At 71.3% G+C, this 22,332-nt stretch carries 27 protein-coding genes; 11 read left to right on the top strand and 16 right to left on the bottom strand.

Annotated elements, in window-relative coordinates:
• Positions 1-46 precede the first annotated feature (46 nt).
• The 3 genes from HD595_RS15525 (at position 47) to HD595_RS15515 (ending at position 3,757) form a co-directional block, all read left to right on the top strand.
• Positions 47-1,162 (top strand): FAD-dependent oxidoreductase, encoded by a 1,116-nt coding sequence (locus HD595_RS15525; RefSeq protein WP_253769627.1) that lies wholly within the window; start codon positions 47-49, stop codon positions 1,160-1,162.
• A gap of 1,362 nt (positions 1,163-2,524) precedes the next feature.
• Complete coding sequence (locus HD595_RS15520; RefSeq protein WP_253769626.1) at positions 2,525-3,331, top strand: UTRA domain-containing protein; 807 nt, start codon at positions 2,525-2,527, stop codon at positions 3,329-3,331.
• 126 nt (positions 3,332-3,457) lie between these two features.
• The gene (locus HD595_RS15515) at positions 3,458-3,757 is read left to right on the top strand and encodes a helix-turn-helix domain-containing protein (RefSeq protein ID WP_253769625.1); all 300 of its coding nucleotides are present in this window, start codon (positions 3,458-3,460) and stop codon (positions 3,755-3,757) included.
• A 178-nt stretch (positions 3,758-3,935) separates the two neighbouring features.
• Here HD595_RS15515 and HD595_RS15510 read toward each other — a convergent pair whose 3' ends face one another.
• The 5 genes from HD595_RS15510 to HD595_RS15495 all read right to left on the bottom strand — a co-directional run bounded on the left by HD595_RS15510 (position 3,936) and on the right by HD595_RS15495 (position 7,542).
• Entirely contained in the window at positions 3,936-4,484 is a 549-nt protein-coding gene (locus HD595_RS15510; protein WP_253769624.1) for a GNAT family N-acetyltransferase, read from the bottom strand.
• A 128-nt stretch (positions 4,485-4,612) separates the two neighbouring features.
• Positions 4,613-5,026: a hypothetical protein gene (locus HD595_RS15505; protein ID WP_253769623.1), complete on the bottom strand. Its 414-nt coding sequence runs from the start codon at positions 5,024-5,026 to the stop codon at positions 4,613-4,615.
• 15 nt (positions 5,027-5,041) lie between these two features.
• Positions 5,042-5,329, bottom strand: a complete 288-nt coding sequence (locus HD595_RS47235; protein WP_420540708.1) for a TetR family transcriptional regulator — start codon at positions 5,327-5,329, stop codon at positions 5,042-5,044.
• A gap of 81 nt (positions 5,330-5,410) precedes the next feature.
• Positions 5,411-6,574 (bottom strand): serine hydrolase domain-containing protein, encoded by a 1,164-nt coding sequence (locus HD595_RS15500; protein ID WP_253769616.1) that lies wholly within the window; start codon positions 6,572-6,574, stop codon positions 5,411-5,413.
• Positions 6,571-7,542 (bottom strand): hypothetical protein, encoded by a 972-nt coding sequence (locus tag HD595_RS15495; RefSeq protein WP_253769614.1) that lies wholly within the window; start codon positions 7,540-7,542, stop codon positions 6,571-6,573. Before HD595_RS15495 ends, HD595_RS15500 begins: the two co-directional genes overlap by 4 nt.
• Positions 7,543-7,769: 227 nt before the next feature.
• Between HD595_RS15495 and HD595_RS15490 the strand changes: the two genes are divergently transcribed.
• Positions 7,770-8,468, top strand: coding sequence for a GbsR/MarR family transcriptional regulator (locus HD595_RS15490; RefSeq protein ID WP_253769612.1), 699 nt, complete (start codon positions 7,770-7,772; stop codon positions 8,466-8,468).
• 155 nt (positions 8,469-8,623) lie between these two features.
• A complete protein-coding gene (locus tag HD595_RS15485; protein WP_253769610.1) occupies positions 8,624-9,109 on the top strand; it encodes a hypothetical protein in 486 nt (161 codons plus the stop codon).
• On the opposite strand, the gene HD595_RS15480 is transcribed toward HD595_RS15485, so the two are convergent.
• Entirely contained in the window at positions 9,106-9,735 is a 630-nt protein-coding gene (locus HD595_RS15480) for a LysE family translocator (RefSeq protein ID WP_253769608.1), read from the bottom strand. The two genes, HD595_RS15485 and HD595_RS15480, sit on opposite strands and share 4 nt — an antisense overlap.
• A 177-nt stretch (positions 9,736-9,912) precedes the next feature.
• Here HD595_RS15480 and HD595_RS15475 point away from each other — a divergent pair, with 177 nt between their 5' ends.
• Positions 9,913-10,731, top strand: a complete 819-nt coding sequence (locus tag HD595_RS15475) for an SDR family oxidoreductase (RefSeq protein ID WP_253769606.1) — start codon at positions 9,913-9,915, stop codon at positions 10,729-10,731.
• A gap of 19 nt (positions 10,732-10,750) precedes the next feature.
• Here HD595_RS15475 and HD595_RS15470 read toward each other — a convergent pair whose 3' ends face one another.
• Positions 10,751-11,134 carry a nuclear transport factor 2-like protein gene (locus HD595_RS15470; protein ID WP_253769604.1) on the bottom strand — a complete coding sequence of 128 codons (384 nt, stop codon included), beginning with the start codon at positions 11,132-11,134 and terminating at the stop codon, positions 10,751-10,753.
• Positions 11,131-11,709 carry a MarR family winged helix-turn-helix transcriptional regulator gene (locus tag HD595_RS15465; RefSeq protein ID WP_253769602.1) on the bottom strand — a complete coding sequence of 193 codons (579 nt, stop codon included), beginning with the start codon at positions 11,707-11,709 and terminating at the stop codon, positions 11,131-11,133. Before HD595_RS15465 ends, HD595_RS15470 begins: the two co-directional genes overlap by 4 nt.
• A gap of 83 nt (positions 11,710-11,792) precedes the next feature.
• Here HD595_RS15465 and HD595_RS15460 point away from each other — a divergent pair, with 83 nt between their 5' ends.
• Entirely contained in the window at positions 11,793-12,266 is a 474-nt protein-coding gene (locus HD595_RS15460; RefSeq protein WP_253769600.1) for a hypothetical protein, read from the top strand.
• On the opposite strand, the gene HD595_RS15455 is transcribed toward HD595_RS15460, so the two are convergent.
• Entirely contained in the window at positions 12,247-13,338 is a 1,092-nt protein-coding gene (locus tag HD595_RS15455) for an FAD-dependent oxidoreductase (RefSeq protein WP_253769598.1), read from the bottom strand. The genes HD595_RS15460 and HD595_RS15455 overlap by 20 nt on opposite strands.
• Complete coding sequence (locus HD595_RS15450) at positions 13,335-14,198, bottom strand: SDR family oxidoreductase (RefSeq protein ID WP_253769596.1); 864 nt, start codon at positions 14,196-14,198, stop codon at positions 13,335-13,337. The genes HD595_RS15455 and HD595_RS15450 overlap by 4 nt, the downstream gene beginning before the upstream one ends.
• An 81-nt stretch (positions 14,199-14,279) precedes the next feature.
• Here HD595_RS15450 and HD595_RS15445 point away from each other — a divergent pair, with 81 nt between their 5' ends.
• Entirely contained in the window at positions 14,280-15,242 is a 963-nt protein-coding gene (locus HD595_RS15445) for an Lrp/AsnC family transcriptional regulator (RefSeq protein WP_253769594.1), read from the top strand.
• Between the two features lie 19 nt (positions 15,243-15,261).
• Here the strand turns inward: HD595_RS15445 and HD595_RS15440 are convergent, their stop codons facing one another.
• Both HD595_RS15440 and HD595_RS15435 read right to left on the bottom strand, forming a co-directional pair.
• Complete coding sequence (locus HD595_RS15440) at positions 15,262-16,167, bottom strand: glycerophosphodiester phosphodiesterase family protein (RefSeq protein ID WP_308211155.1); 906 nt, start codon at positions 16,165-16,167, stop codon at positions 15,262-15,264.
• A gap of 90 nt (positions 16,168-16,257) precedes the next feature.
• Entirely contained in the window at positions 16,258-16,680 is a 423-nt protein-coding gene (locus HD595_RS15435; RefSeq protein WP_253769590.1) for a GNAT family N-acetyltransferase, read from the bottom strand.
• A gap of 86 nt (positions 16,681-16,766) precedes the next feature.
• Between HD595_RS15435 and HD595_RS15430 the strand changes: the two genes are divergently transcribed.
• Positions 16,767-17,459, top strand: coding sequence for a GNAT family N-acetyltransferase (locus tag HD595_RS15430; RefSeq protein WP_253769588.1), 693 nt, complete (start codon positions 16,767-16,769; stop codon positions 17,457-17,459).
• A gap of 19 nt (positions 17,460-17,478) precedes the next feature.
• On the opposite strand, the gene HD595_RS15425 is transcribed toward HD595_RS15430, so the two are convergent.
• The 3 genes from HD595_RS15425 to fbaA all read right to left on the bottom strand — a co-directional run bounded on the left by HD595_RS15425 (position 17,479) and on the right by fbaA (position 20,331).
• A complete protein-coding gene (locus tag HD595_RS15425; RefSeq protein ID WP_253769586.1) occupies positions 17,479-18,762 on the bottom strand; it encodes an adenylosuccinate synthase in 1,284 nt (427 codons plus the stop codon).
• Between the two features lie 101 nt (positions 18,763-18,863).
• The gene (locus HD595_RS15420) at positions 18,864-19,274 is read right to left on the bottom strand and encodes a DUF3151 domain-containing protein (RefSeq protein ID WP_253769584.1); all 411 of its coding nucleotides are present in this window, start codon (positions 19,272-19,274) and stop codon (positions 18,864-18,866) included.
• A gap of 34 nt (positions 19,275-19,308) precedes the next feature.
• Entirely contained in the window at positions 19,309-20,331 is a 1,023-nt protein-coding gene (gene fbaA / locus HD595_RS15415; protein WP_253769582.1) for a class II fructose-bisphosphate aldolase, read from the bottom strand.
• Positions 20,332-20,454: 123 nt separating this feature from the next.
• Between fbaA and HD595_RS15410 the strand changes: the two genes are divergently transcribed.
• The gene (locus HD595_RS15410) at positions 20,455-21,165 is read left to right on the top strand and encodes a DedA family protein (RefSeq protein ID WP_253769580.1); all 711 of its coding nucleotides are present in this window, start codon (positions 20,455-20,457) and stop codon (positions 21,163-21,165) included.
• 36 nt (positions 21,166-21,201) lie between these two features.
• The gene (locus HD595_RS15405; RefSeq protein WP_253769578.1) at positions 21,202-21,618 is read left to right on the top strand and encodes a hypothetical protein; all 417 of its coding nucleotides are present in this window, start codon (positions 21,202-21,204) and stop codon (positions 21,616-21,618) included.
• Positions 21,619-21,675: 57 nt separating this feature from the next.
• Here HD595_RS15405 and pyrE read toward each other — a convergent pair whose 3' ends face one another.
• Positions 21,676-22,209: an orotate phosphoribosyltransferase gene (gene pyrE, locus HD595_RS15400; RefSeq protein ID WP_253769576.1), complete on the bottom strand. Its 534-nt coding sequence runs from the start codon at positions 22,207-22,209 to the stop codon at positions 21,676-21,678.
• Positions 22,210-22,332 lie beyond the last annotated feature (123 nt).

Genomic DNA, 22,332 nt, shown 5'->3' with positions numbered 1-22,332 from the left:
ACACCGATATATCTTCGAAGCGGAGATACTCCGAAGTGGAGGAGATATGGACGTTCTCGTCATCGGCGCCGGGGTGGGCGGACTCGCGGTGGCACGGGTGCTGCTGGCCGCCGGCCATCGGGTACGGGTCTACGAGCAGGCTCCGGAACGGCGGACGGGCGGCAAGGCGCTGCTCGTCTGGAGCAACGGCAACGCCATCCTGAACGATCTCGGCGTCAGCCTGGACGGCACCGGAGCCCGTATCGACCGGATCGACGCCCTGACCTCCGACGGCCGGTTACGCACCAGCATGAACATCGCCCACGCGGCCGAGCGCTTCGGCTTCGTGACCAAGGCCGTGTCGCGCCGCCACCTGTCGGAACGCCTGGCCGCCGGACTGCCCGACGACCTCATCCACCACGGCATGAGCTGCACGGGCGTGAGCGAGGACCAGGGCCGGGTGACGGTGACCTTCGCCGACGGGTCCACGGCCGAGGGGGACCTGCTCGTCGGGGCCGACGGCCACCACTCCGCCGTACGACGCCATCTGTGGGGCGACGGCGCCGTACAGCCGGCGACCTTCGGCACCTGGCAGGGCCTCAGCCCGATCGACATCGAGATCACGGACACCCACCGCCACCTCATGATCACCGGACCGGAGGGCGCGTGCGGGCTCATGCCCGCCGGCGACGGCCTGCTCCAGTGGTGGTTCGACGTGCGCTGGTCGCCGGCCGACCCCAGGCCCGCCGCGCCGCTGGCCGAGCTGAGGCACCGGTTCGGGCACTGGGCGTCGCCCGTCCCCGAGGTGCTCGCCGCCGCCTCCGAGGACGACCTCGAGTTCTTCGGCCACCACTGGAACAAGGTCCGGCCGGTGGTGGGAAAGGGCCGCATCACCCTGGTCGGCGACGCCGCCCACACCATGCCGCCCACCCTCGGCCAGGGCGCCAACCAGACCCTTGAGGACGCCTGGGTGCTCGGGCGCGAACTCGCCAAGGGCGACGACGATCCGGCGGTACGGCTGCGCGCGTACGAGAAGGCCCGCTACCCGCACATCTCCCTGGTGTCCCGGCTGGCCAAGCGCAACCCGGCCAACTGGCGCATCCCACCGCTGATCGGTCGAATGTTCCCCGAGACATCCCAGACGGCCATGCTCGCCCGCTTCAGCAACCGCCTGGCCTCATAAGCCTGACGAAACAAGGCTGATGAAGGCTGGGGCAAAAGGGCCTCGCTCCGCTCGGACGCCCTTCTGGGTGCGCTTCGCGCAGAAGGCTTCGCCCGGGGGCGCTACGCGCGAAGGGCTTCGCAATGGGGCGCTTCGCGCAAAGGGCTTCGCTGTGCGGCGCTTCGCGCCACGGGGCTCAGACGCCCTCCCAGCCGGGCCACAGCCCCGGCCCCTGCAGGTCCTCGCTCCGCTCGGGCGTTCTACCAGGGGCTTCGCCCCAGGTGGGGGCCTACCGGCCCCCACACCCCCGGTCCTGCAGCGCTTCCTCCCACGTCAGGCGGAGACCAGTGATCACCTGTCGTCCACGGGCCGCTCGCTCAGGCACACACAGGCCGGACACGCTCGGCGCGACGTGGGCATGAACCGCAGCGACCAGCCGAGCACCGGAAGAGGAAGCACTGGTTGCCCGCAGAGGCCAGCCGCCTCGCCGACCGCGACTGCGTGCTGTACGGCCTCGCGGTCCAGGCCGGACAGTCCCAACCGATAACTTTCGGTATCTCCATCCGTCATTTGTTGGGCCCGGCAGACGAGCAGGTCCTCCCAGTGGATCTGCCAGCATCGCGTCCTCCCGGTCACCCCATGTGGTTCGCTGTCGAGCTTGACCAGGGCCAGGGCTGCGTTACGAAGCGATTCAACAACTGTCCCGTGTCGTCCGAGCAGTCGCGCAGTCGCGCCGCGTGTCCTCGCCGGACTGTGAGAGGTGCCCACGATCTTGACCCGTGCACCGATACGCGGCGACGGCGCCCTCATTCTGTTCCTTCGCATGCGGGCGGGGACGCGGCACGGGACAGATCGTCGATCACCCCCGAAACTGGGTGACGTCTGCGAAGGTCGGCAAATCGGAAGGCCACTCGGCGTGCGGCTCGTGATGGTTCTGTCGCCGGATGCCGTGCGTACACCACTCGCTTGCGCCGGTCATCCCAACCCGCACGCCACCAGAACCACGCCCCGTCGCACCACACGACCAGCCCGACCCAGACCGAGACCAGGGCGAGGTCGTAGCCGTCATGTGTGTCCGCCGGTATGCCATGGTCCGCCCGGAGGGCGTCGCGCAGGAGGCCCGCGGATAGCTGAGCTTGCGTTTCCTTGCCGTTCTCAGGCACGGCAGTAATCTGGTTCTGCATCGTGGACGCCCCAAAGCTCTCGATGCGCTTCAGACCCCTGTCTGTCGGCGGTGTGCCAGCACCGTGCTCCGACGGGCGGGGGTCTCCTTAAGCCCGCCACTATAGGGGGGCTAAAGTCGAGCGTAGATGCCCGACTGCGCCCCCTGCAATAGAGGGGCTAAAGTCGGCTGCTGCCGGTCACCGAGGAGGCAAGGCCCTGATGGACGTGAAGACGCTGAGGGAAGTCGCGCAGGTTGGCGATCCGGTCGAACGTGCACGAATCCTCAGCCGTCTCATGACCGAGGAGCAGGGCCTGGTCACCGAAGCGGCGAAGATGCGCCGTCAGGCCATCGCGGAGGCCCGCGAGTCCGGCATGAGTCTGGAGGACATCGCCGGACGGCTCGGCGTGTCACCAGGCCGCATCTCGCAGATGCGGAAAGGGCCCGCCGCTCGCGCGCCCGAAGGGCCTGCCTCGCCCGCGCCCCGGGTGCTGGTACAGCGCGCGCTGCCGACCGAGCCCGCCGTTCGTGGCTCCAAGTCGTTGTTTCTCGCCGAGGCCGAGCGGCAAGGCCTCAAAGCCGGTCGGCGGATGTTGTACGTGGGCACGGAGCCGTCCAGCGAGCATGTGGCGGCGTGTCTCCGGGTCGAGCCCGGTATGGACATCATCGCCCGGCGCAAGATGATGACGGCGAACGACGTACCCGTGCGCATCGCGACCAGCTACTTCCGTGCCGACCTGTTCGAGGGCACGCGGATCGCCGAGCCCGAGTTCGTCCAGCCGTCGCTCCAGTCCGCGCTGACAGCGCTCGGGTACGCGTTCGGCCACGCGGAGGAGAACCTGACCGCCCGGCCGCCCACACCGTTCGAGCGCGAGACGCTGGAGCTGGAGTCCGGCGAGTGGATCGTCCAGGTACTCCGCGCGAGCTATTCGACGGAGGACACACCCGTCCACGTCCTGGAGACGATCTGCGCCGCGAGCCGGCACATCTTCCCGATCGGCCAGGTCTCCGGGTACGACGAGTTCTGACCGACCATCATCCCGGATGGGCTCGCGCGCGAGCGGCGATGACCAGGCGGACATGCGGGCATGCGGCGATGCGGGCATGCGGCGATGCCTGGCAGAGGCACACACGGCTGGCGAGGAGTGATCACTATGGCGGAGCGCAAGCCATGGTCCGAGAAGCGCGCCGAGATCATGAGTCGCCCTGATGCCCGAGCGGGCTACGAAGCCGCCCGCATCCGCTTCGAACTGGGTGAGGCCGTGCGGACCCGCCGAGAGCAGCTCGGCCTCACACAAGCCGAGCTCGCGCAACGGGCAGGGCTTCTGCAGCCTGCCGTGGCCTGCTTCGAGGCCGGCGGCACCATGCCGACCATTCCCCTCTTGGAACGCCTGGCAAAAGCGTTGGAACTTCGGTTGAGCGTCACTCTCGAGCCGCTTCGCGAAGTCGGTTGAGATCCTGCGTCTGTCCTGGAGGCTGCCGATTGCTGAGGAGGCAATGCCTTGATGGACGTGCAAGTCGGGCAGATGGGCGACCCGGTCGAACGAGCACGAACCCTCTGCCGCCTCATGACCGAGGAGCAAGGGACGCCGGCATGAGGCCGCCCAGCTCGCCGCCAAGAGGGACAGCCACTCAAGAACTCCGTGAACCTTCCCGCTTCCACTCCTGCACGAGGAGGCCGAGCAGCACCTCGTCGAGGAATTCGCCCATCACCCACGCCGAGGAGCGCAGCACGCCCTCGCGGACGAAGCCGTTGCGCTCGGCGGAGCGCAGCATCGCGGTGTTGTCCGCCAGCGTCTCGATCTGGAGTCGCCGCAGGCCGCGCACGACGAAGCCGTAGTGGCACAGCACCGCGACCACGTTGCTGCCGTAGCCCTTGCCGCGGGCCGACGGCAGCAGCCCAAGGCCGATGTGCGCGGAGCGGTTGTGGTCGTCGATGCCCCACAGCGTCGCGGTGCCGACCAGCGTGCCGCCGTCCAGCTCCACCACGGAGAACGCGACGCGCCCCTGTGCGGTGTCGTCCACCACGAACTGCGACTCCTTCGAGTCGGGCGCGATCGGCCGCCACGGCCGGCCCACGGCGCGCGAGGCGGTGACCACGTCGTCGTGGAGCTCGGCGTGCAGGATCGGGATGTCCTCCTCGTGCCGGGCCCGGAGCGCGACCTTACTGCCCTTCAGCATGCGAGATTCCTATCCGACCGGTTGTCCAGCGGCAAACCGAGCTGATCCTGACCGATGCTCTCTGCCGGGTACGCAGACGGACGCGCCATGCCGCGTTCGCCGCGATCAGCTCATTCGCGCCCGCTCGCTCATCGCCCGTCCGCCGGGCCCGCCGGGGAGGCGCGGAACGCGAGTACCGCCGCGCAGAGCAGCAACAGCCCGCATACGCCCTGTTCCGCGACCATCCAGCCCGGCAGTGTCACGAACAGCAGCACTCCCACCACCGCGACGAGGATCACGACGAGCACGATCCGCAGCCGCAGCAGCGCCCGGGCGCCCGCGCGCCGGGCGCGGCGGGCGAAGACGAGGGTGAGGATCGACGTCGCCGCCACGATGACGCCGCGCACCCAGGCCTGCGGGCTGACGAGGGACGGGGCGACGGCGGAGAGGACGGCGATCGCCGCGACGGTGAGCAGGCTCAGCGCGGTGTAGGCGGTGACGAGGATCGTGGCCGTGCGGAGGCCGGAATGAGCGAACCCGTCAGGTGAGCTGGGCGTGGTCATGAGGCATCCTCCGAATCAACGGCCGGGGGTGGGGTGGGCTGGACGGCGCGCAAGAAGAGCGCGACGGTCTCCCTGATGGAGTGCTCGACGTCCATCTGAGGATGCGTGAGGAGATAGAAGAACGTCGTTGGAGGAGAAGCGGTAGAGCGCGTTTCCCTTGCTGGTGCCCGCCTCGCGGGCGATGCGCTCCAGCGAGGCGGCTCGGTGGCCGTCCTGGCTGATCGCCTGGATCGCGGCGGCGATCAGGTCCTCGCGTCTGGCTCGCCGGGTACGGCCGGGGGTCTCCGACTCTTTCGACCGCATGGTCTGAAGTTAGACCGTACGGTCGAAAAGCGCCATGGTTCGTCGGTCGTCGCCCGCGGGATCCCGCAGTGCGGTCGCCGGCTATCGGGACGTGGGCGGGCAGAACTCGGCGGACAGCACGTCGGCGAAGACGCTCAGCGGAGCCCAGTCGCCGTTGACGTGGCTGGCGACGCGGTGCCTGCCGTCCCGGGTGCCCATGGCGTAGCTCCAGGAGCCGTAGGTGGCGCCGGCGTTGCCCCAGACGGTCACCCCGCACGGCAGTTTCTGCTCGAAGACGCCCAGGCCGTACCTGGTGCCGGGGATCCAGCCCGAACCGTCGGTGGGGACGGTGGTGAGCATCTCCTGAAGCTGGGCGGCCGGCAGGAGACGGCCGCCGAGCAGGGCGGAGAAGAAGCGGTTGAGGTCGGTCGTGGTGGAGATCATGCCGCCGGCGGTCCAGGCGAAGGACTGGTTCATCTCCGTGGTGTCGTGGATCTGAGGCTGGGGGTCGGTGGAGAAGAGGGTGGAGTAGTGCACAGGGTGGGGGCCGCGGATCGTGGGGTCGGTGCCGGGCAGGGAGGTGCCGGTCAGGCCCAGGGGACGGATGACGGTCCGGTTCAGCTCCTGGGCGAAGGTCCTGCCGGTCGCCTTCTCCACGATCAGGGCGGCGAGGATGTAGTTGGTGTTGGAGTACCTGAAGCGCTCGCCGGGCCTGCCGGTGGGCGGGTGTTCGAGGGCGATCCGCACCAGTTGCTCCGGCGAGTAGGTGTCGTAGCGGTGCTTGAACCACTCCTCGCCCACGCCCCGCTGGAAGAAGGAGCTGTCGTCGGTGTAGGCGTAGATGCCGCTGGTCTGGTTGAGCAACTGGCGGACGGTGATCTCGCCGGGCTCGTAGGCGGTGCCGTCGAACAGGTCGGGCAGCCACCTGTCCAGGGTGTCGTCGAGGCTCAGCCTGCCCTCGGCCGCCAGCTTGAGCACCACGGCGGCGGTGAAGCACTTGGACGTGCTGCCGATGCGGAACCTCTCGTTCTGGTGGCGCTTGCGACCGGTCCTGGTGTCGGACACGCCCGCCGAGCCGAACCAGCGGCTGCCGCCGTCCTGGATCTCGGTGACGATGCCGGGGGCGATCTTCGTATCCACTGCTCGGTCGAGCACTCGCCGCACCTCGGGATGTCCGGCGGCGGGCGACGCGGATGCGGGCAGGGCCGTGGCGACCAGGGTGGCGGCGATGAGCAGTCCGGTCTTGGCGGTGCGCGATGCGATCATGTCGAGTTCCTTTCAGAGGCCATGAGAGGTGTTCGGAGGGTGGCCGCTCGTCCGGCGGCGAGGACCGTCCAGGTGGTGGTGAGCGCGGTGACGGCCACCACCGCGGCGAGGGCGGCGAGGGTGGCCGTGTCGGGGTGGATCAGGGACTGGCCGCGTCCGGCCTGCCAGGTCACCACGGCGACCAGGCCGCTGTAGCCGAGCGCGGCGCAGCCCACCAGGCGGGCGCGGACGCGCTCGTCGCGCAGCCAGGCGTGCCGGGCGGCCAGGGCGGCCAGGGCCGCGGTGACGACGAGCAGCACCTGGATGCCGTGCAGGGCGAAGAAGTGCGGGACGCGGAAGTCGCCGCCGGTGACGCTCCAGTTGGTGAGGGGCATGCCGTGGCCGTCGGGGTCGCCGATGCCGTGGCCCTGGTACATCGGTATGCGGGCGCCGTTGGCGTCGGTGACCGTACGGGGGTGGAGGCCGGCGACCATCCAGTAGACCGGGATGAGCATGCCCGCGGTGGCCAGCCCGAGCCCGGCGCGGATGGCGAGGGTGAGCGCGGGGCCGGCGGCGCGCTGGGCCAGCACCATGACGGCGATGATCAGTTGCACGATCAGCAGGGTCATCACCCCGGTGGTGAGAACCGGGACCAGCGCCAGGGTGACGGGGTCGCTCTGGTCGGCGTTGAAGTGGCTGAAGGTACCGCGGGCCGCCTGGGTGGTGATGGCGCCGACCTCGACGGTCGCGCCGAGCGCGAAGACGGTGCCGAGCCACCAGCTCAGGCGCCTGCCCCTGGTCAGCTTGGAGATCAGCCAGGCCAGCGTCCCGGTGTAGAGGGCGAAGGCGAAGCCGAACTTCAACGGTTTGACCCACACCGACTCGCCCAGCAGGGTCCGGCCGTCGGTCACCAGGCCGACGAGGCTGACCAGGATCAGGGCGGACATGAGCCCGGCGCAGACCAGCAGCGGGCGATGCCAGGACTTCATGGGGACTCCCGTCACGGCGTCTGACGTCGCGCCACCTGATGTTCGCGACAGAGCAAAAGCTAACTTGCATTTACTACTTCGTCAACATCAGATCCGCTGATTAACCGTGGAAAGTCAGCGACTTGCAATGGTGTGAGCGTGAACGCATGCGCGCAGACTTGCAATGAGATGGGGGCGAATGCAAGACTCCCTTGTCACCGCTCCGCGCGAACAGGAAGGCGCCGTCCATGCCCGGAGGCAGACTGACCCACCAGGACCGCCGGCGGATCGCCGACGGCCTGGCCGAGGGGCTCAGCCACACCGAGATCGCCGCTCGCCTGAACCGGCCGCTGTCCACCATCACGCGCGAGGTGGCCCGCAACGGCGGTCGCGACGGCTACCGGGCCGACGAGGCGCACCAGGCCACGCGGCAACGCGCCCGCCGGAGTCAGCCGGTCCCCGCGGACCGCGGCTCCGGGGCGGTCGGCGACCTGGAAGAGCGGTTCACCGAGATCATGATCAGCACGGGGCTGTCGCGCATGACCGCTCGTGTGCTCGCCGCCCTCTACCTCACCGACAGCGGCAGCCTCACCGCGGCCGAGCTCGCCCGGCACCTCCAGGTCAGTCCGGCCTCCATCTCCAAGGCCGTCGCCGAGCTCGAACAGCAGGAGCTCATCCGCCGCGACCGCGACCCGCGCCGCCGCCGCGACCGCTACGTCATCGACGCCGACGCCTGGTTCCGCGGCTGGATGGCCAGCGCCCGCCAGAACACCCTGCTGGCCGACTTCGCCCGTCAGGGAGCGGAGACCCTCGGGGCCACCTCACCCGCCGGGGCCAGGCTGCGCGACATCGGGGACTTCTTCCACCACGTCGGCCACGCCATGCTCGAAGCGGCTGAGCAGTGGCGCGCGGCCTACACCGCCGGCCGTACGACCGGCCGAGTCTGAGCGGTGCGATGCCAGCGGCCTCCATGTCCGCGCCCCACTCGCTATGATCACTGGACCTCTGAGGGGGTGGTCGTTCCTTGAGTGGACCTGGCGCGTCCTCGTGGCTTCCGCGTCCCCGCCGCGTGATCGCCGTCTTCCGGCGTGGGCCGGTTCTGATGATGTCGGGGCTCGTCCTCTCGGCGGTCTACACGGCCGGCCTCTACGTGGCCATCCGGTACGCCGTCGACGCGACCATCCAGGACCACATCGAGCTCGCCGCGCCTCCCGAGGGCCTGGCTGACGACATGGCCATGATGCGGAGAGCGGTGCGGAGGCTGGCGATCCCGGTCGGGGCGGTCACGGTCTGCCTGGGCCTCGTCGCCTTGCTGCTGCGCCGGTCACGAGGGTGGACCAGGCGCGTGATGCTGGTCCTGTCGGCCGTCCTGTGGGTGGTGTATCCGTACGCCGTGCTGTCGACCCTCGGCGTGTGGGGGACGTTCATGATCGGCGACGGCGGCGCCACCGGCGCTCCTCAGCGGTTCGCCGGCTGGCTCGGCCTGGGGGCGTTCATCCTGTTCGTCGCGGCGAACCTGCAGGCGGGTGGCCTCATGATGCTGGCCCACCGGGATGCGACCGCGGCCAGACCGACCGAGTCGCGCTAGGGCTTGCTCGTCAGGGCGAGGCGGACGGCCAGGCCGATCAGCAGGGTGCCCGACACGTACTCCAGGCGACGGCGTACGGCGGGTCGCTTGAAGAACCCCTCGGCCGCGCCGACCAGCCGGACGATCCCCAGATACCAGGCCAGGTCGATCAGGGCCGAGGCCACCGCCAGGAGCAGCAGCGTCGGCAGCGCCGGAGCGCCCTCGGGCACGAACTGCGGCAGGAAGGAGAGCGCGAACACGCCCGCCTTCGGATTGGCCAGGTTGGTCAGCAGCCCCGACCGGTAGCAGCTCCACAACGAGGGGCCGGCGGGCGCCGGCGCGGTCAGGTCTCCGGACGGGGCTCCTTCGGCGGCGCGCCGCGCCTGCCACAGCATCCTCGCGCCGAACCAGACCAGGACGATCGCGCCGACGATCCGCATGACGTCGAAGGCGAGCTCGGACACGACGAGCAGCGCGGACAGGCCGAACGCCGCCCCCAGGCACCACGCCAGCCACCCGGTCTCGTTGCCGAGCACGGTCGCCACTCCCGCCGACCGGCCCGCGCGGATGGACTGCCGCAGGATCACCACGGTGGTGGGCCCGGGAATCATGGACATGAGCAGGGAGGCGATCGCAAAGGCGATCATGCCACTCAGGAGCATCCGTCTTCCCTTCCGCGAGTCCTGCCACGAGCCTTGCCGCGACGGCCCGACATAACACTAGATGACCGCTTTGCGGCATTCGGCGCCAAGTCGCGACGCCGCCGTCATCATGAGGGAGGTACGCCCGGGCACGCGACGGAAGGAAAGGACAGGTGATCGCCCATGAGGCTGCTCATCGTCGGGGGCACCGGCTTTCTCGGCGGCGAGCTGGCCCGGCGGGCGCTCGCCGCCGGCCACACCGTGGCCGCCACCTTCATGACCCGCCCCGGCGCGACCCCGGGCGTCGCCCGGTCGCCTCTCGACGTCCGTGACCGGGAGGCGGTCGCCGAGCTGGTCGGCACGCTCGCACCGGACGTCGTCGTCAACACCGCGTACCGCAAGCCGGACTGGACGGCGACGGCGGACGGCGCCGCCCACGTGGCCCTCGCCGTCGCGGCGGCGGGCGGGCGGCTGGTGCACGTGTCGAGCGACGCCGTCTTCTCGGGGGAGGCGGTCACCTACGCCGAGGACAGCGTGCCGGACCCGGTCTCCCCGTACGGGGCGGCGAAGGCGGCTGCCGAGGTGGCGGTGCGGGCGATCGCGCCGGGCGCGGTGGTCGTCCGGACGTCACTGATCGTCGGTGACGGCCGGTCCGGCCATGAGTCGTTCGTACGGGCCCTGGCGACCGGTCAGAGACAGGGCGTGCTGTTCACGGACGACGTGCGTTGCCCGGTGCATGTCGAGGACCTGGCGGCGGCTCTGCTGGAGCTCGCCGGGTCCGATCGCCGGGGGATCCACCACGTGGCCGGGGCCGACGCGGTGAGCCGGTACGAGCTCGGCTGTCTGGTCGCGCGCCGGGACGGGCTCGATCCGGCGCGGCTGGCGCGCGGCCGGCGGGCGGACACGGACGTGCCCGGCCCGCTCGACGTGCGGCTGGACTGCACGGCGACGCAGCAGGTCCTGCGGACGCGGCTGCGGGGCGCGCGGGAGTTCCTGAGGTAGGCCCCTCAAGACGCGGGGCTCAGGGCTCGATGTGCGCCTTCATCGGCTGCCACGGCGCGGCGTCGAAGAGCAGCATGATCGAGGTGATCTTGCCGTCGGCGAGGCGGAAGTGCTCGGCCGTGCGCTGCGTGCCGACCGGTGTCGCGGTGTGCACGTCGTACACGAGCGTCGCCTCCGCGTCCCCGTACAGCTCGCTGATCAGGTCGACGCCCGTCACGATCGACACGAACCCCGGCAGGGTCGCCAGGTGGCCCTCCCGGTCGTCCGAGGTGATGAACGGGCTCTGGAAGCGGAACGGCTCTCCCAGGTGCTCGGCCGCCGCGCCCACCTCCCCGCGGAAGCGGGCCTCGTGGTAGCCGCGCACGGTGCGCCGGGTCTGTTCCGCGGCGGTCACGGTCGTCATGGCTGGTCCCCGTTCTGGGAGAGGTGGGAGAGGCGGTCGGCGAGCTGGTGCTGGTTGGCGGCCAGCCGCAGGCAGAGGTCGCGGAAGACGACCAGTTCCTCGGCGGAGAACCCCTGGAACATGGCCCGCATGGCCAGCCGGGACGGTTCGCGGAACGCCTCGATCCAGGCCCGTCCGGCGGGGGTGATCCGGGCCAGCACCGAGCGCCGGTCGCCCGGGTCGGGGACCCGGAGGGCGAGCCCGTCGTTCTCCAGGGTGTCCATCAGGCCGGTGACGTTGCGGGAGCTGACCCCGGCGGCCCGGGCGAGGTCGCCGATGCTGATGCCCTGGTCGCTGCCGTTCAGCCGGAGCAGCAGGTCGAGCGCGCCCGCACTGACTCCCCGGCCCTGGGAGCCGTGCGCGCGCATGCGCTCGACGGAGTGGTAGGCGGTGCGGACGGCGGCGCCCGCCTCGCAGGTGAGCAGGGTGAGGGGGTCGGCGGGGTCGCCACCGGCGAAGCCGGCCATGGCGGCTCTGACCCGGGGGTCGTAGAGGGACCCGTCGGGGTCGCGGTCGTAATTATGTACGTCCTTCATGGTAAGGAGAAAGATTAGTACGTACTTCCCAATATGGCGAGTCTCCTTGTCCAGGCGCCGCCCGAGGGCGATTGCCTGCGGTCATGACTCGTCGTACGACGGACGCGCTTCTCGTCCTCGCCCTGCTCGTCCCGTCCGCCCTGACGGCGGTGGCCGGAGCCGGGAGCGCCCACGCGGCCGCCCAGTGCAGGTCCACCGCCATCACCACCTCCGGCGTCCAGGCCCAGTGGGACGTCTGCCTCACCGGCTCACCCGCCCCGGTCGCCTCGGTGGAGCCGCCCACCTGCGCGCGGCGCACCATCATCGGCGACGAACACCGTCAGTGCGTCATCGAGGGCACGTACGTCCTGAGCAAGGGCACGCAGACCCTCAAATCGGGCTCCTTCCAGGCCGTCAACCAGCAGGACGACGGCACGACGGTCAGGCCATGGCCCGTCAGCTTCGCCTGCCAGGGGAATGGCGACTACACCCTCAGCGCGCGCGTCCGGAAGCTCACCTACGCCGGCAGCGCCGCCGCCGTCGACGTGACCTCCAGGATCACCGCGACCCTGTGCTGACCCCCGCGGCCTCCTCGGGGAGGGGGTCCTGGCCGAGGAAGCGGGCCCCGTTGGCGGCGGAGGTCCGCACGGCGGCGAAGCCGTACCCGGTCATCTCCGCCTCGTACGCCCGCACCCCCTCCAGCGGATCCGCGCAGCCGGCGAGGGCGGCGGCCAAAGTCGTCGCGTCGCGCAGGGCGACGTTGGCCCCGGCCCCGGCCGCCGGGCTCATCGCGTGCACGGCGTCGCCCAGCAGCGTGACCCGCGTCGCCGGCCAGGGCGGGAGCGGCACGCTGGTCCGCACCTCCAGCGGCATGATCTCCCTCCACCGGGTGATCATGTCGTGGACGCGGGGGTGCCAGCCGGGCGTCCTCTCCAGGACCAGGGCGCGCAGATCCTCCTGGGTCATCAGGTCCAGGCCGGGCGGGAGGTCCTCGGCGCGGGCGCCGAAGGAGCACGTCGCGTAGCCCCGGGTGGGCGCGACCCCCACGGTCCGGTGGCCGGGCCCGGTGATCGCGGTGAACACGTTCCCCATGCCGTCCGCCAGGCCGAGCGGGATCTTGCCGTAGAGCTGGACCAGGCCGGTGCCCACGACCCGGGCGTGCGGCAGGTACCGCGCTCGCACGGCGGAGCCGATCCCGTCGGCCCCCACCAGCACGTCACCCGTGACGGCGGACCCGTCCGCGAACGACGCCGTCACCCGGTCCGGCCGGATCTCGAAGCCCGTCAGGCGGGATCCGAACGTGACGGCGTCCGCCACGCCCGCCAGCAGCGTCCGGCGCAGCGTCTCGCGGTCCACGGACAGGTGCCGGCCGCCGTGCTCCAGGACGTCCAGCACGTTCAGGCTCGGGTCGAGGCGGACGAAGCGCGGCTCCGGCACGTGCGCGCCGGCCAGGAGCTCCGCCCACCGCCCGGCCGGCAGCGCCGAGGAGAGCGCCTCGATGCCCGTGTCGCCCAGGTGCAGCCGGTACCCCTGGCGGCGGGTGCCCACCGCGGGGTCGCGCTCGTGGACGGACACCTCGATCCCGGCCCCGCGCAGCGCGTTGGCCAGGCACAGCCCGCCGACCCCCGCGCCGGCCACGATCACCTTCACGGCAGGAACCTCTCGAACGCGGCGGCGTGCTCGACGGCCCACGCGGCGAGCGTGGCGGGTGGCGTCCCGGTGATCTCCTCGACCGCCGGGGTGACGGACGGCGGCGGGGCCGACGCCATCGTCGCGTACCCGTCGAGCAGCTCGTCCACGAACGAGTCCGGGAAGGACGGGTCCGCCAGCAGCCGCGCGCGCTCCTCCTCGCGGGTGAGCTCCTGCCAGCGCAGCGGCCGGCCGACGGCCTCGCCGATCACCCGTACCTGCTCGGCCTGCGTCAGCACCTCCGGGCCGGTCAGGGTGTAGCGGCGTCCCGCGTGCCCGGGGCCGGTCAGCGCGCTCACTGCCACAGCCGCGATGTCGTCCTCGTGGATCGGCGTCATCGCCACCGAGCCGTACGCCCCCCGGACGGTGTCGCCGGCCCGGATCTGGTCGGCCCACCACAGGGTGTTGACCATGAACGTGCTGGGGCTCAGCACCGTCCACTCCAGGCCCGACTCCCGGATGAGGTGCTCGACGGTGGCGTGCCAGCGGGCGACGGGGTTCGGCTGCCGCCCGGGCGGCAGCTCGGGACGCACTCCGCCGCCGGTCATGAAGACGACGCGCCGCGCGCCGCGCTTGATCGCGTCGAGGTAGGGGGCCGCGAGCTCGTCCGAGTGGAACGGCCACATGAGGAACACCGCCTCGACGCCGTCCATGACGCCGGGCGCGGTCAGGTCGGGTGCGACCACCTCGACCCCCTCGGGGAGCCGGGCGGACTCGGGGCGGCGGCTGGTGGCGCGCACGGCGGCGCCCGACCAGGAGAGCCGCTCGACCACCCTCCTGCCGACGTTGCCGGTGGATCCGAAGACCAGGTAAGTGCTCATGAGCCAACGATCGTCGCGGCGGGCCGGACGAGGCACCTCAGAGCCGGTCGAGCGCCCGTTTCCATCGTGAAATCATGAAATATGGAGAAAAGCGGCTCGCTTGACGCCATCGACCTCGCTCTCGTGCACGCCCTGCAGCTCGACGGGCGGGCCGCGTTCAACCGGATCGGCGAGGTGCTGGGCGTCTCGGAGCACACGATCGCCCGCCGCTACCGGAGGTTGCGCGGGGAGGGCCTGCTGCGCGTCGTCGGCGTCCTCGACGGCACCCTGTACGGGCACACCTCCTGGGCTGTGCGGCTGGTCTGCACGCCCGACGCCGCCGGGCCCGTGGCCGAGGCGCTGGCCCGGCGGGACGACACGGTGTGGGTGCGCCTGATGTCCGGCGGCACCGAGATCGTCTGCGGCGTCCACGCGGCCGGTGAGGACGGCGGCGAGCTGCTGCTGAAGAAGCTGCCCCGCACGCCCCGGGTCGTCGCCATGACCGCGCACGCGTTCCTCCACATGTACGCGGGCTGGCGCAGCCGCGTCGCCGTCCTGTCCGACGACCAGGCGGCCCGGCTGCGCCACCTCCCCCCGCAGGACGCCGTTCCGGCGGCGGTCTCCCTCGGCGAGCAGGACCGCGCCGTGCTGCGGGTGCTCGCCCAGGACGGGCGGGCCGGCTACGGCGAGCTGGCGGCGGCCGGGCGCTGCTCGCAGTCCACGGTACGGCGGCGCCTCGACCAGCTCCGCGCCGCCGGCGCGCTCAGGTTCGACGTCGAGATCCCGTCACGGGCCCTCGGCCACCGGGCGGAGGCGTGGCTGTGGATGAAGGTGCGCCCGTCGCGGCTGGCGGAGGTCGGGGCGGCGCTGGCGGCGCACCCGGAGGTGGACGTGGCCGCGGCCATCACCGGGCCGAGCAACCTCATGGCCGGGGTGACCTGCCGCGACACGCAGGATCTGTACCGGTACCTGACCGAGCGGGTCGCGCCCCTGGAGGGCGTGCGGGAGCTGGAGACGTCGCCGGTCATCCGCACCGTCAAGCGGATGGGCGCCGTCCTCCCGTAAGCCGTCCTGCCGTAAGAGCTCAGACGGAAACGGGCCGAAGCGGCTCGACCGGGCCGGGCAGCGGCAGGCCGCGATCGCGCCACAGCTCCCGCATCCGGTCCGGGTAGTCGGTCACGATCCCCGACACCCCGAGGTCGAGCATGCGCGCCCCCAACTCGGTGTCGTTGACCGTCCAGACCGCCACGTCCAGCCCCGCCGCGGCGGCCTGGGCCATCAGGCGCTCGTCCACCATCACGTGCTCGGGCGACAGCGTGGTGGCGCCGGCGTCGCGGGCGGCGGCGGGGACGTCGTCGCCCAGCTCGCCGTTCCAGTGCAGCGTGTCGGGCTCGATCAGGGCGAAGCGCCGCGTGCCGGGCGCCATGGCCGCCGCCTGCGTGATGACGCGCCAGTCGAAGCTCAGGATGGCCACGTTGTCCAGCCGGCCGTGCCGGTCGAGCTCCTCGATCACGAGCCCGGTGAACAGCTCGGGGTCGGCGGTCAGCTCGGGCCTGGTCGGGTCGGACTTGAGCTCGACGTGCAGGCGCACGGCGTCGGCCTCGTAGGCGTTGACCAGGCCGAGCACCGCGCCCAGCGTGGGCATGCGGGTCTCGGGGATCGCCACCTGGGTGATCGCGAACGGGTCGTCGGGGTGCCGCGGCAGCCGCACGCCCACGTCGAGGGTGCGGAGCTGGGCGAGGGTGAGGGAGTTGATGGGCTTGCCGACGTACGGGTACGCCGGGTCGCCGGCTCGTACCGGCCGCGTGTCGGCGCTCGTGACGGCCGAGACCGTGAGGTCGTGCGTGAGCACGAGCCGCCGGTCGGCGGTGAGCGCGACGTCCAGCTCCAGTGCGTGGACCCCGAGCTCCAGCGTGCGGCTCAGGCCGGGCAACGTGTTCTCGGGCCAGAGGCCCCTAGCCCCCCGATGGCCATGTATCTCAACGCGCACACCCGGACCCTACCGGGCGCCCGCCGCCTTGCAGCACCGCCACGCCGCATCCTTTTTGCCCGCAATATCCCGATGCGTGGGCCGGGGAGATCAGTGGGACGGGCCGTCGAAGGTCCAGCTGTAGATCACCTGGTCCGGCTCCGGGTCGCCGCCCGCGCCCGCGTACGTGGCCAGGGCCGGCGCGTTGTCCCTGCCCGTGGCCGTCCACAGCCCGTACAGGCCGCGCTCCCTGGCCAGCCGGGCCAGGGCCAGCACCAGTGCCCGCGCGACGCCCCGCCCGCGGAAGCGCTCGTCCACGCCCAGCTCGTACAGGAACATCTCCGTGCCCTTGTCCGGGTGCGTCATCTCCACGCCGGTGACCATCCCGGCGGGCGTCCCGTCCACGTACGCGATGAGGAGGTGGTGCCCCTCGTCGGCCAGGAACCTGGTGGTGGCCTCCCGCCGCGGCGTGGCGTCGAAGAGGTGGCCGGCCGCCTCGACGGCCTCGAACGCGGTGACCCGGCGGATGTCCATGGGGTCGAGGGTAGGTGTCCGATGTGAGGCGTCGCATGCCCTTTTTGCCTGGATAGTTGCAATCTTCGTGCAATAAGCTGACCGCCATGACGGGGGCTCTCAAAACGGTCCGGCCGGAGCCGGTACGGGCATGGGTCTACGGCTGGGTGGTCTCCCGCGACGCCCCCACACCCGTGCACGAGCCGTGGGGCCTGCGCGTGGACGTCGGACTGCCCGGCCACATGGTGCGCCACGTCGTCCCGGCGCCCACCCCGGCCATCCTGCGCCGTCTCGCCGCCCTGCCGAGTGTCCCCGGCACCTGGCTGAAGCTCTGCGCGCCGCGCGAGGACGTCGCGCCCTGGCTGCCCCCGGCCTGGGACGTGCAGGAGCCCGAGTACCTGATGACCATCCCGCTCGACCCCGTGCCGCGCACCAGGGGCGTCACCGGCATGACGGCCGCCGCCCGGGCCGGCGTCGCCGCGCCCCACGGCTACACGCTGGCCGTCACCACCCGCGCCGGCGTCACCGTCGCCCGCCTGCTCACCACCGCCGGCGAGATGGCCGCGCGCGGGCAGCTGGCCATCGCCGGCGCCACCGCGGTCGTGGACAAGGTCGAGACCGCGCCGCACCACCGGCGGCGCGGCCTCGGCACCGTCGTCATGCGCGCCCTGACCGCGACCGCCGCGGCGGGCGGCGCCGCCGACGGGGTGCTCGTCGCCACCCCCGCCGGCCGCTCGCTCTACGAGACCCTGGGCTGGGCCGTCCACACGCCCATGACCGCCGCGGTCCTCGCCGGATAACCGGTCAGCGCCGACGACCTCAGGTCAGCGGGCGCAGGACCAGGGTGGCGTCGCGCGCCGGGCCCACGCCCACCGCGCTGATCGGCGCGCCGCTCATCTCCTCCAGCGCCCGGACGTACGCCTGGGCGTTGGCCGGCAGGTCCTCGAAGGTCTTGGCCCCCGTGATGTCCTCCTGCCAGCCGGGAAGCTCCTCGTAGATCGGCTTGGCGTGGTGGAAGTCGGTCTGCGTCATCGGGATCTCCTCGTGCCGCACGCCGTCCACCTCGTACGCCACGCAGACCGGGATCGTCTCCAGCCCCGACAGGACGTCCAGCTTGGTGAGGAAGAAGTCGGTCACGCCGTTGATGCGCGTGGCGTAGCGGGCGATGACCGCGTCGAACCACCCGCAGCGGCGGTTGCGGCCCGTCGTGACGCCGTACTCGCCGCCGGTCGTGCGCAGCCAGTCGCCCATCTCGTCGGTCAGCTCCGTCGGGAACGGGCCGGAGCCGACACGGGTCGTGTACGCCTTGAGGATGCCGATCACCTTCGTCAGCCGGGTCGGCGGGATGCCGGAGCCGGCGCACGCGCCGCCCGAGGTGGGCGAGGAGGAGGTGACGAACGGGTACGTGCCGTGGTCGATGTCGAGCAGCGTGCCCTGGCCGCCCTCCAGCAGCACGAGCTTGCCGTCGTCCAGCGCCTTCGACAGCACCAGCGAGGTGTCGGCGATGTGCGGCTTGAGCCGCTCGGCGTAGCCGAGGTACTCCTCCAGGACCCGCTCCGGCTCGATGCCGCGCCGGTTGTAGACCTTGGTGAGCACCTGGTTCTTCTCGATCAGGGCCGACTCGATCTTCTTGGCCAGGATGCCCGGGTCGAGCAGGTCCTGCACGCGCACGCCCATGCGGTAGATCTTGTCGCCGTACGCGGGGCCGATGCCGCGCCCGGTCGTGCCGATCTTGGACTTGCCGAGGTAGCGCTCGGTGACCTTGTCCAGGGCCCGGTGGTGGGGCATGATCAGGTGCGCGCTGGCGGAGATCAGCAGCCGCTCGGCCGAGATGCCGCGGGCGGCCAGCCCGTCGATCTCGTCCAGCAGCACGCGCGGGTCGATGACCACGCCGTTGCCGATCACCGGCACCACGGCGGGCGACAGGATCCCCGTGGGCAGCAGGTGCAGAGCGTACTTCTGGTCGCCGATGACCACGGTGTGGCCCGCGTTGTTGCCACCCTGGTACCGGACGACGTAGTCGACGTCGCCTCCGAGCAGGTCGGTGGCCTTGCCCTTGCCCTCATCGCCCCACTGGGCGCCCACGAGAACGACAGCCGGCATGGTTCTAGTCTCCCGAGCACAAAACGAAACCCCTGGCGCAAGCGCGACAGGGGCTCTTGCGTGCAGAGACTACCCGACTGTGCCTGTCTGTCCCAAGGGGGCTATCCGGCCGTCAGCGCGTCGTAGGCGGCCTCGTCGCTGTCCTTGAGGAACTGCACGCACCGCTCGGCCTCGTCCTTCTCGCCGATGGCCTGGGCCGCCCTGGCCAGCGCGTACAGGCAGCGCAGGAACCCGCGGTTGGGCTCGTGCTCCCACGGGATCGGCCCGTGCCCCTTCCAGCCGTTGCGGCGCAGCTGGTCGAGCCCGCGGTGGTAGCCGGTGCGGGCGAAGGCGTAGGAGGTCACGGCGTGCCCCTGCGCGAAGTACTCCTCCGCGAGGGCGGCCCAGGCCGCCGGGTGGGCAGGGAACCGGGCGGCCACGTCGGAGGGCTTGGCCCCGGCTTCCAGCGCCTCCCTGGCCTCGGGCAGGTCCGGCAGGTAGGTCGGGGGCGGCCCGGCGAGAAGGTTGTCCATAGGACAAGTCATACCCGCCGGGCCCCGGACGTGGCTAGGAGATCTTCGTCCCAGCGCTCTTGAGGTGCTGGCACGCCTCGACCACGCGGGCGGCCATGCCCGCCTCGGCGGACTTGCCGTACGAGCGCGGGTCGTAGGCCTTCTTGTTGCCGACGTCGCCGTCGACCTTGAGCACGCCGTCGTAGTTGCGGAACATGTGGTCGGCGATCGGCCGGGTGAAGGCGTACTGCGTGTCGGTGTCGATGTTCATCTTCACCACGCCGTACGAGATGGCCTCGTGGATCTCCTCCAGCGAGGAGCCGGAGCCGCCGTGGAAGACCAGGTCGAACGGCTTCTCCTTGCCGTACTTGGCGCCCACCGCCTCCTGCAGCTCCTTCAGCACGCCCGGCCGCAGCTTGACGTGGCCCGGCTTGTAGACGCCGTGCACGTTGCCGAACGTGGCGGCCAGCAGGTAGCGGCCCCGCTCGCCGAGCCCGACCGCCTCGGCCGTGGCCAGCGCGTCGCCGGGCGTCGTGTACAGCTTCTCGTTGATCTCGCCGACGACGCCGTCCTCCTCGCCGCCGACGACGCCGATCTCCATCTCCATGATGACCCGCGCCCGCGCGCACTTGTCCAGGAGCTCCTGCGCGATCTGCAGGTTCTCCTCCAGCGGAACGGCCGAGCCGTCCCACATGTGCGACTGGAAGAGCGGGTCGAGGCCGCGCGAGACACGTTCGAGGGAGATGTCGATGAGCGGCCGCATGAAGCCGTCCAGCTTGTCCTTCGGGCAGTGGTCGGTGTGCAAGGCCACGGTCACCGGGTACTTGTCGGCCACCACCCGGGCGTACTCGGCCAGCGCGGTGGCGCCCGTCACCATGTCCTTCACCGTGGCGCCCGACAGGAACTCGGCGCCTCCGGTGGAGACCTGGACGATGCCGTCGCTCTCGGCCTCGGCGAAACCGCGCAGCGCGGCGTTGAGCGTCTGCGAGGAGGTCACGTTGATGGCGGGATAGGCGAAGCCGCCGGCCTTGGCTCGGTCCAGCATCTCCGCGTAGATCTCTGGAGTGGCTATCGGCATGATTCATCTCCCTGAGAAGTGAGGCTCGGCGTTGCCCAGTATTACCGTCCGCTACCCCGCGTGGTAGTGACAACGCCTCGCGCGTAACCCGTCGAGCCCCTGTGCTAAGGGTAGGCTCAGCCTGTGGACTCGCTCTTGAATCTTCTCGACCCGACGTGGTGGCTCACGATCCTCGGCGCCTTCGCGACGATCGGCGTTCTGGCCATCATCTTCGCCGAGACGGGTCTGCTGCTCGGCTTCTTCCTGCCGGGCGACTCGCTGCTGGTCGCGGCCGGGATCTTCAGCTCCGCGTCCGTGGCGGTCGGCATGGGGATCGAGCCGTTGTCCTTCCCGACCCTGCTGATCGGCACCCCGCTGTGCGCCATCGCGGGCGCCCAGCTCGGCCACTTCCTCGGGGCGCGGTTCGGGCGGCGGATGTTCGACAAGCCCGACTCGCGGCTGTTCAAGCGCGAGCACGTCGCGCGGGCCGAGGAGTTCTTCGAGAAGTTCGGCCCGGCCAAGGCCGTGGTGCTGGCCCGGTTCGTGCCCATCGTCCGCACCTTCATGAACCCGGTCGCCGGCGTGCTGGAGATGCCCGCCAAGCGCTTCCTCGTGTGGAACGTGATCGGCGGCGTGGTGTGGGTCGAGGGCCTGCTGCTGCTCGGCCACTTCCTCGGCAACAAGGTCGACCCCAAGCAGATCGACAAGTACATCCTGCCGGGCGTCTTCCTCATCGTGCTGATCTCGCTGATCCCGATCATCTTCGAGGTGATCAAGCGGCGCCGCCACCCCAAGGCCGCGCCGGTGCCCACGGGCAAGCATCACCGCATCCCCACGGGCACCGACAACCCGTAACCGGAACCTGCCCCTCCCGGATGTACTCTCCGGTGTGTGGGACGCCACAGGTCAGATCCGATGGGCCTCGCCCGCCTCGCGCTCGCCGTTCTCGCGGCCGCCGGGGTCGCGACACTTCTCGTCATCGGCGGGCGCGCGCTGTTCTTGTCGCTCGACACCCCTGAGCGGGCCGAGCCGCAGCGCGCCACCGCCGAGCCGACGGCCGCCGCCCAGGTGCCGACCGTGCGCCTCGAATGCGTGGCCGACACCTGCCCCCTCGTCACGGTCCGGGTGCCGGGCGGCGACGTGCTCCAGTACCGCGACATGACCAGGGGCGAGGAGGCGCGCTACTTCCAGCCGGAGCTCGACGTCGTGCTCACGGACGCGGCCACGGTCCGGGTCACCGCGAACGGCAAGCCGCGCGCCCCGGGCAAGGCGGGCGAGCGCGAGGCGTTCACGGTCAAGGCGCCCTGACGCGATCGGGGCCGGGAGCCCCGGTCAGGATCGGGGCCGGGGCCCCGATCGGGTCGCTCAGAGCCCCAGGTCGGCGAGCGTGTACGCGCTGCGGTACTCCAGCCCCTCCTCGGCCATGCGCCCGGCCGCGCCGCGGTCGACGATCGTGGCCACGGCCACCACCTCGGCGCCCGCCTCGCGCAGCGCCTCCACGGCCGTCAGCGGCGAGGTGCCGGTCGTCGAGGTGTCCTCGACCACGAGCACCCGCCGGCCCTTCACCTCGGGGCCCTCCACGCGCCGCTGCATGCCGTGCGCCTTCTGCGCCTTGCGCACCACGAACGCGTCCAGCCTGCGTCCCCGCGCCGCCGCCGCGTGCAGCATCGCCGCCGCCACCGGGTCGGCGCCCAGCGTGAGCCCGCCCACGGCGTCGTAGCCGAGGTCCTCGGTGAGGTCCAGCATCACCCGGCCCACGAGCGGAGCCGCCACGGCGTCGAGCGTGATGCGGCGCAGGTCCAGGTAGAAGTCGGCCTCCCGCCCGGAGGAGAGCACCACCTTGCCGTGGACCACGGCCTTGTTCTCGATCTCGGCCAGCAGGTCGTCGCGATCCGTCATGCGCCCAAGCTTAGGGGCCTGATCGGGGCGCGTTCCCTCCGGTCCGCAGGTAAAGCCGCGCCGGGGGTTTGACCACGCCCGTGGCTGCGGAATGACTCGGCGAGGCAACGAATCGTAATCGCG

The sequence above is a fragment of the Nonomuraea roseoviolacea subsp. carminata genome (assembly GCF_024172185.1).
Lineage (GTDB): Bacteria > Actinomycetota > Actinomycetes > Streptosporangiales > Streptosporangiaceae > Nonomuraea > Nonomuraea roseoviolacea.
This window is presented reverse-complemented; position numbering and strand designations above follow the sequence as displayed.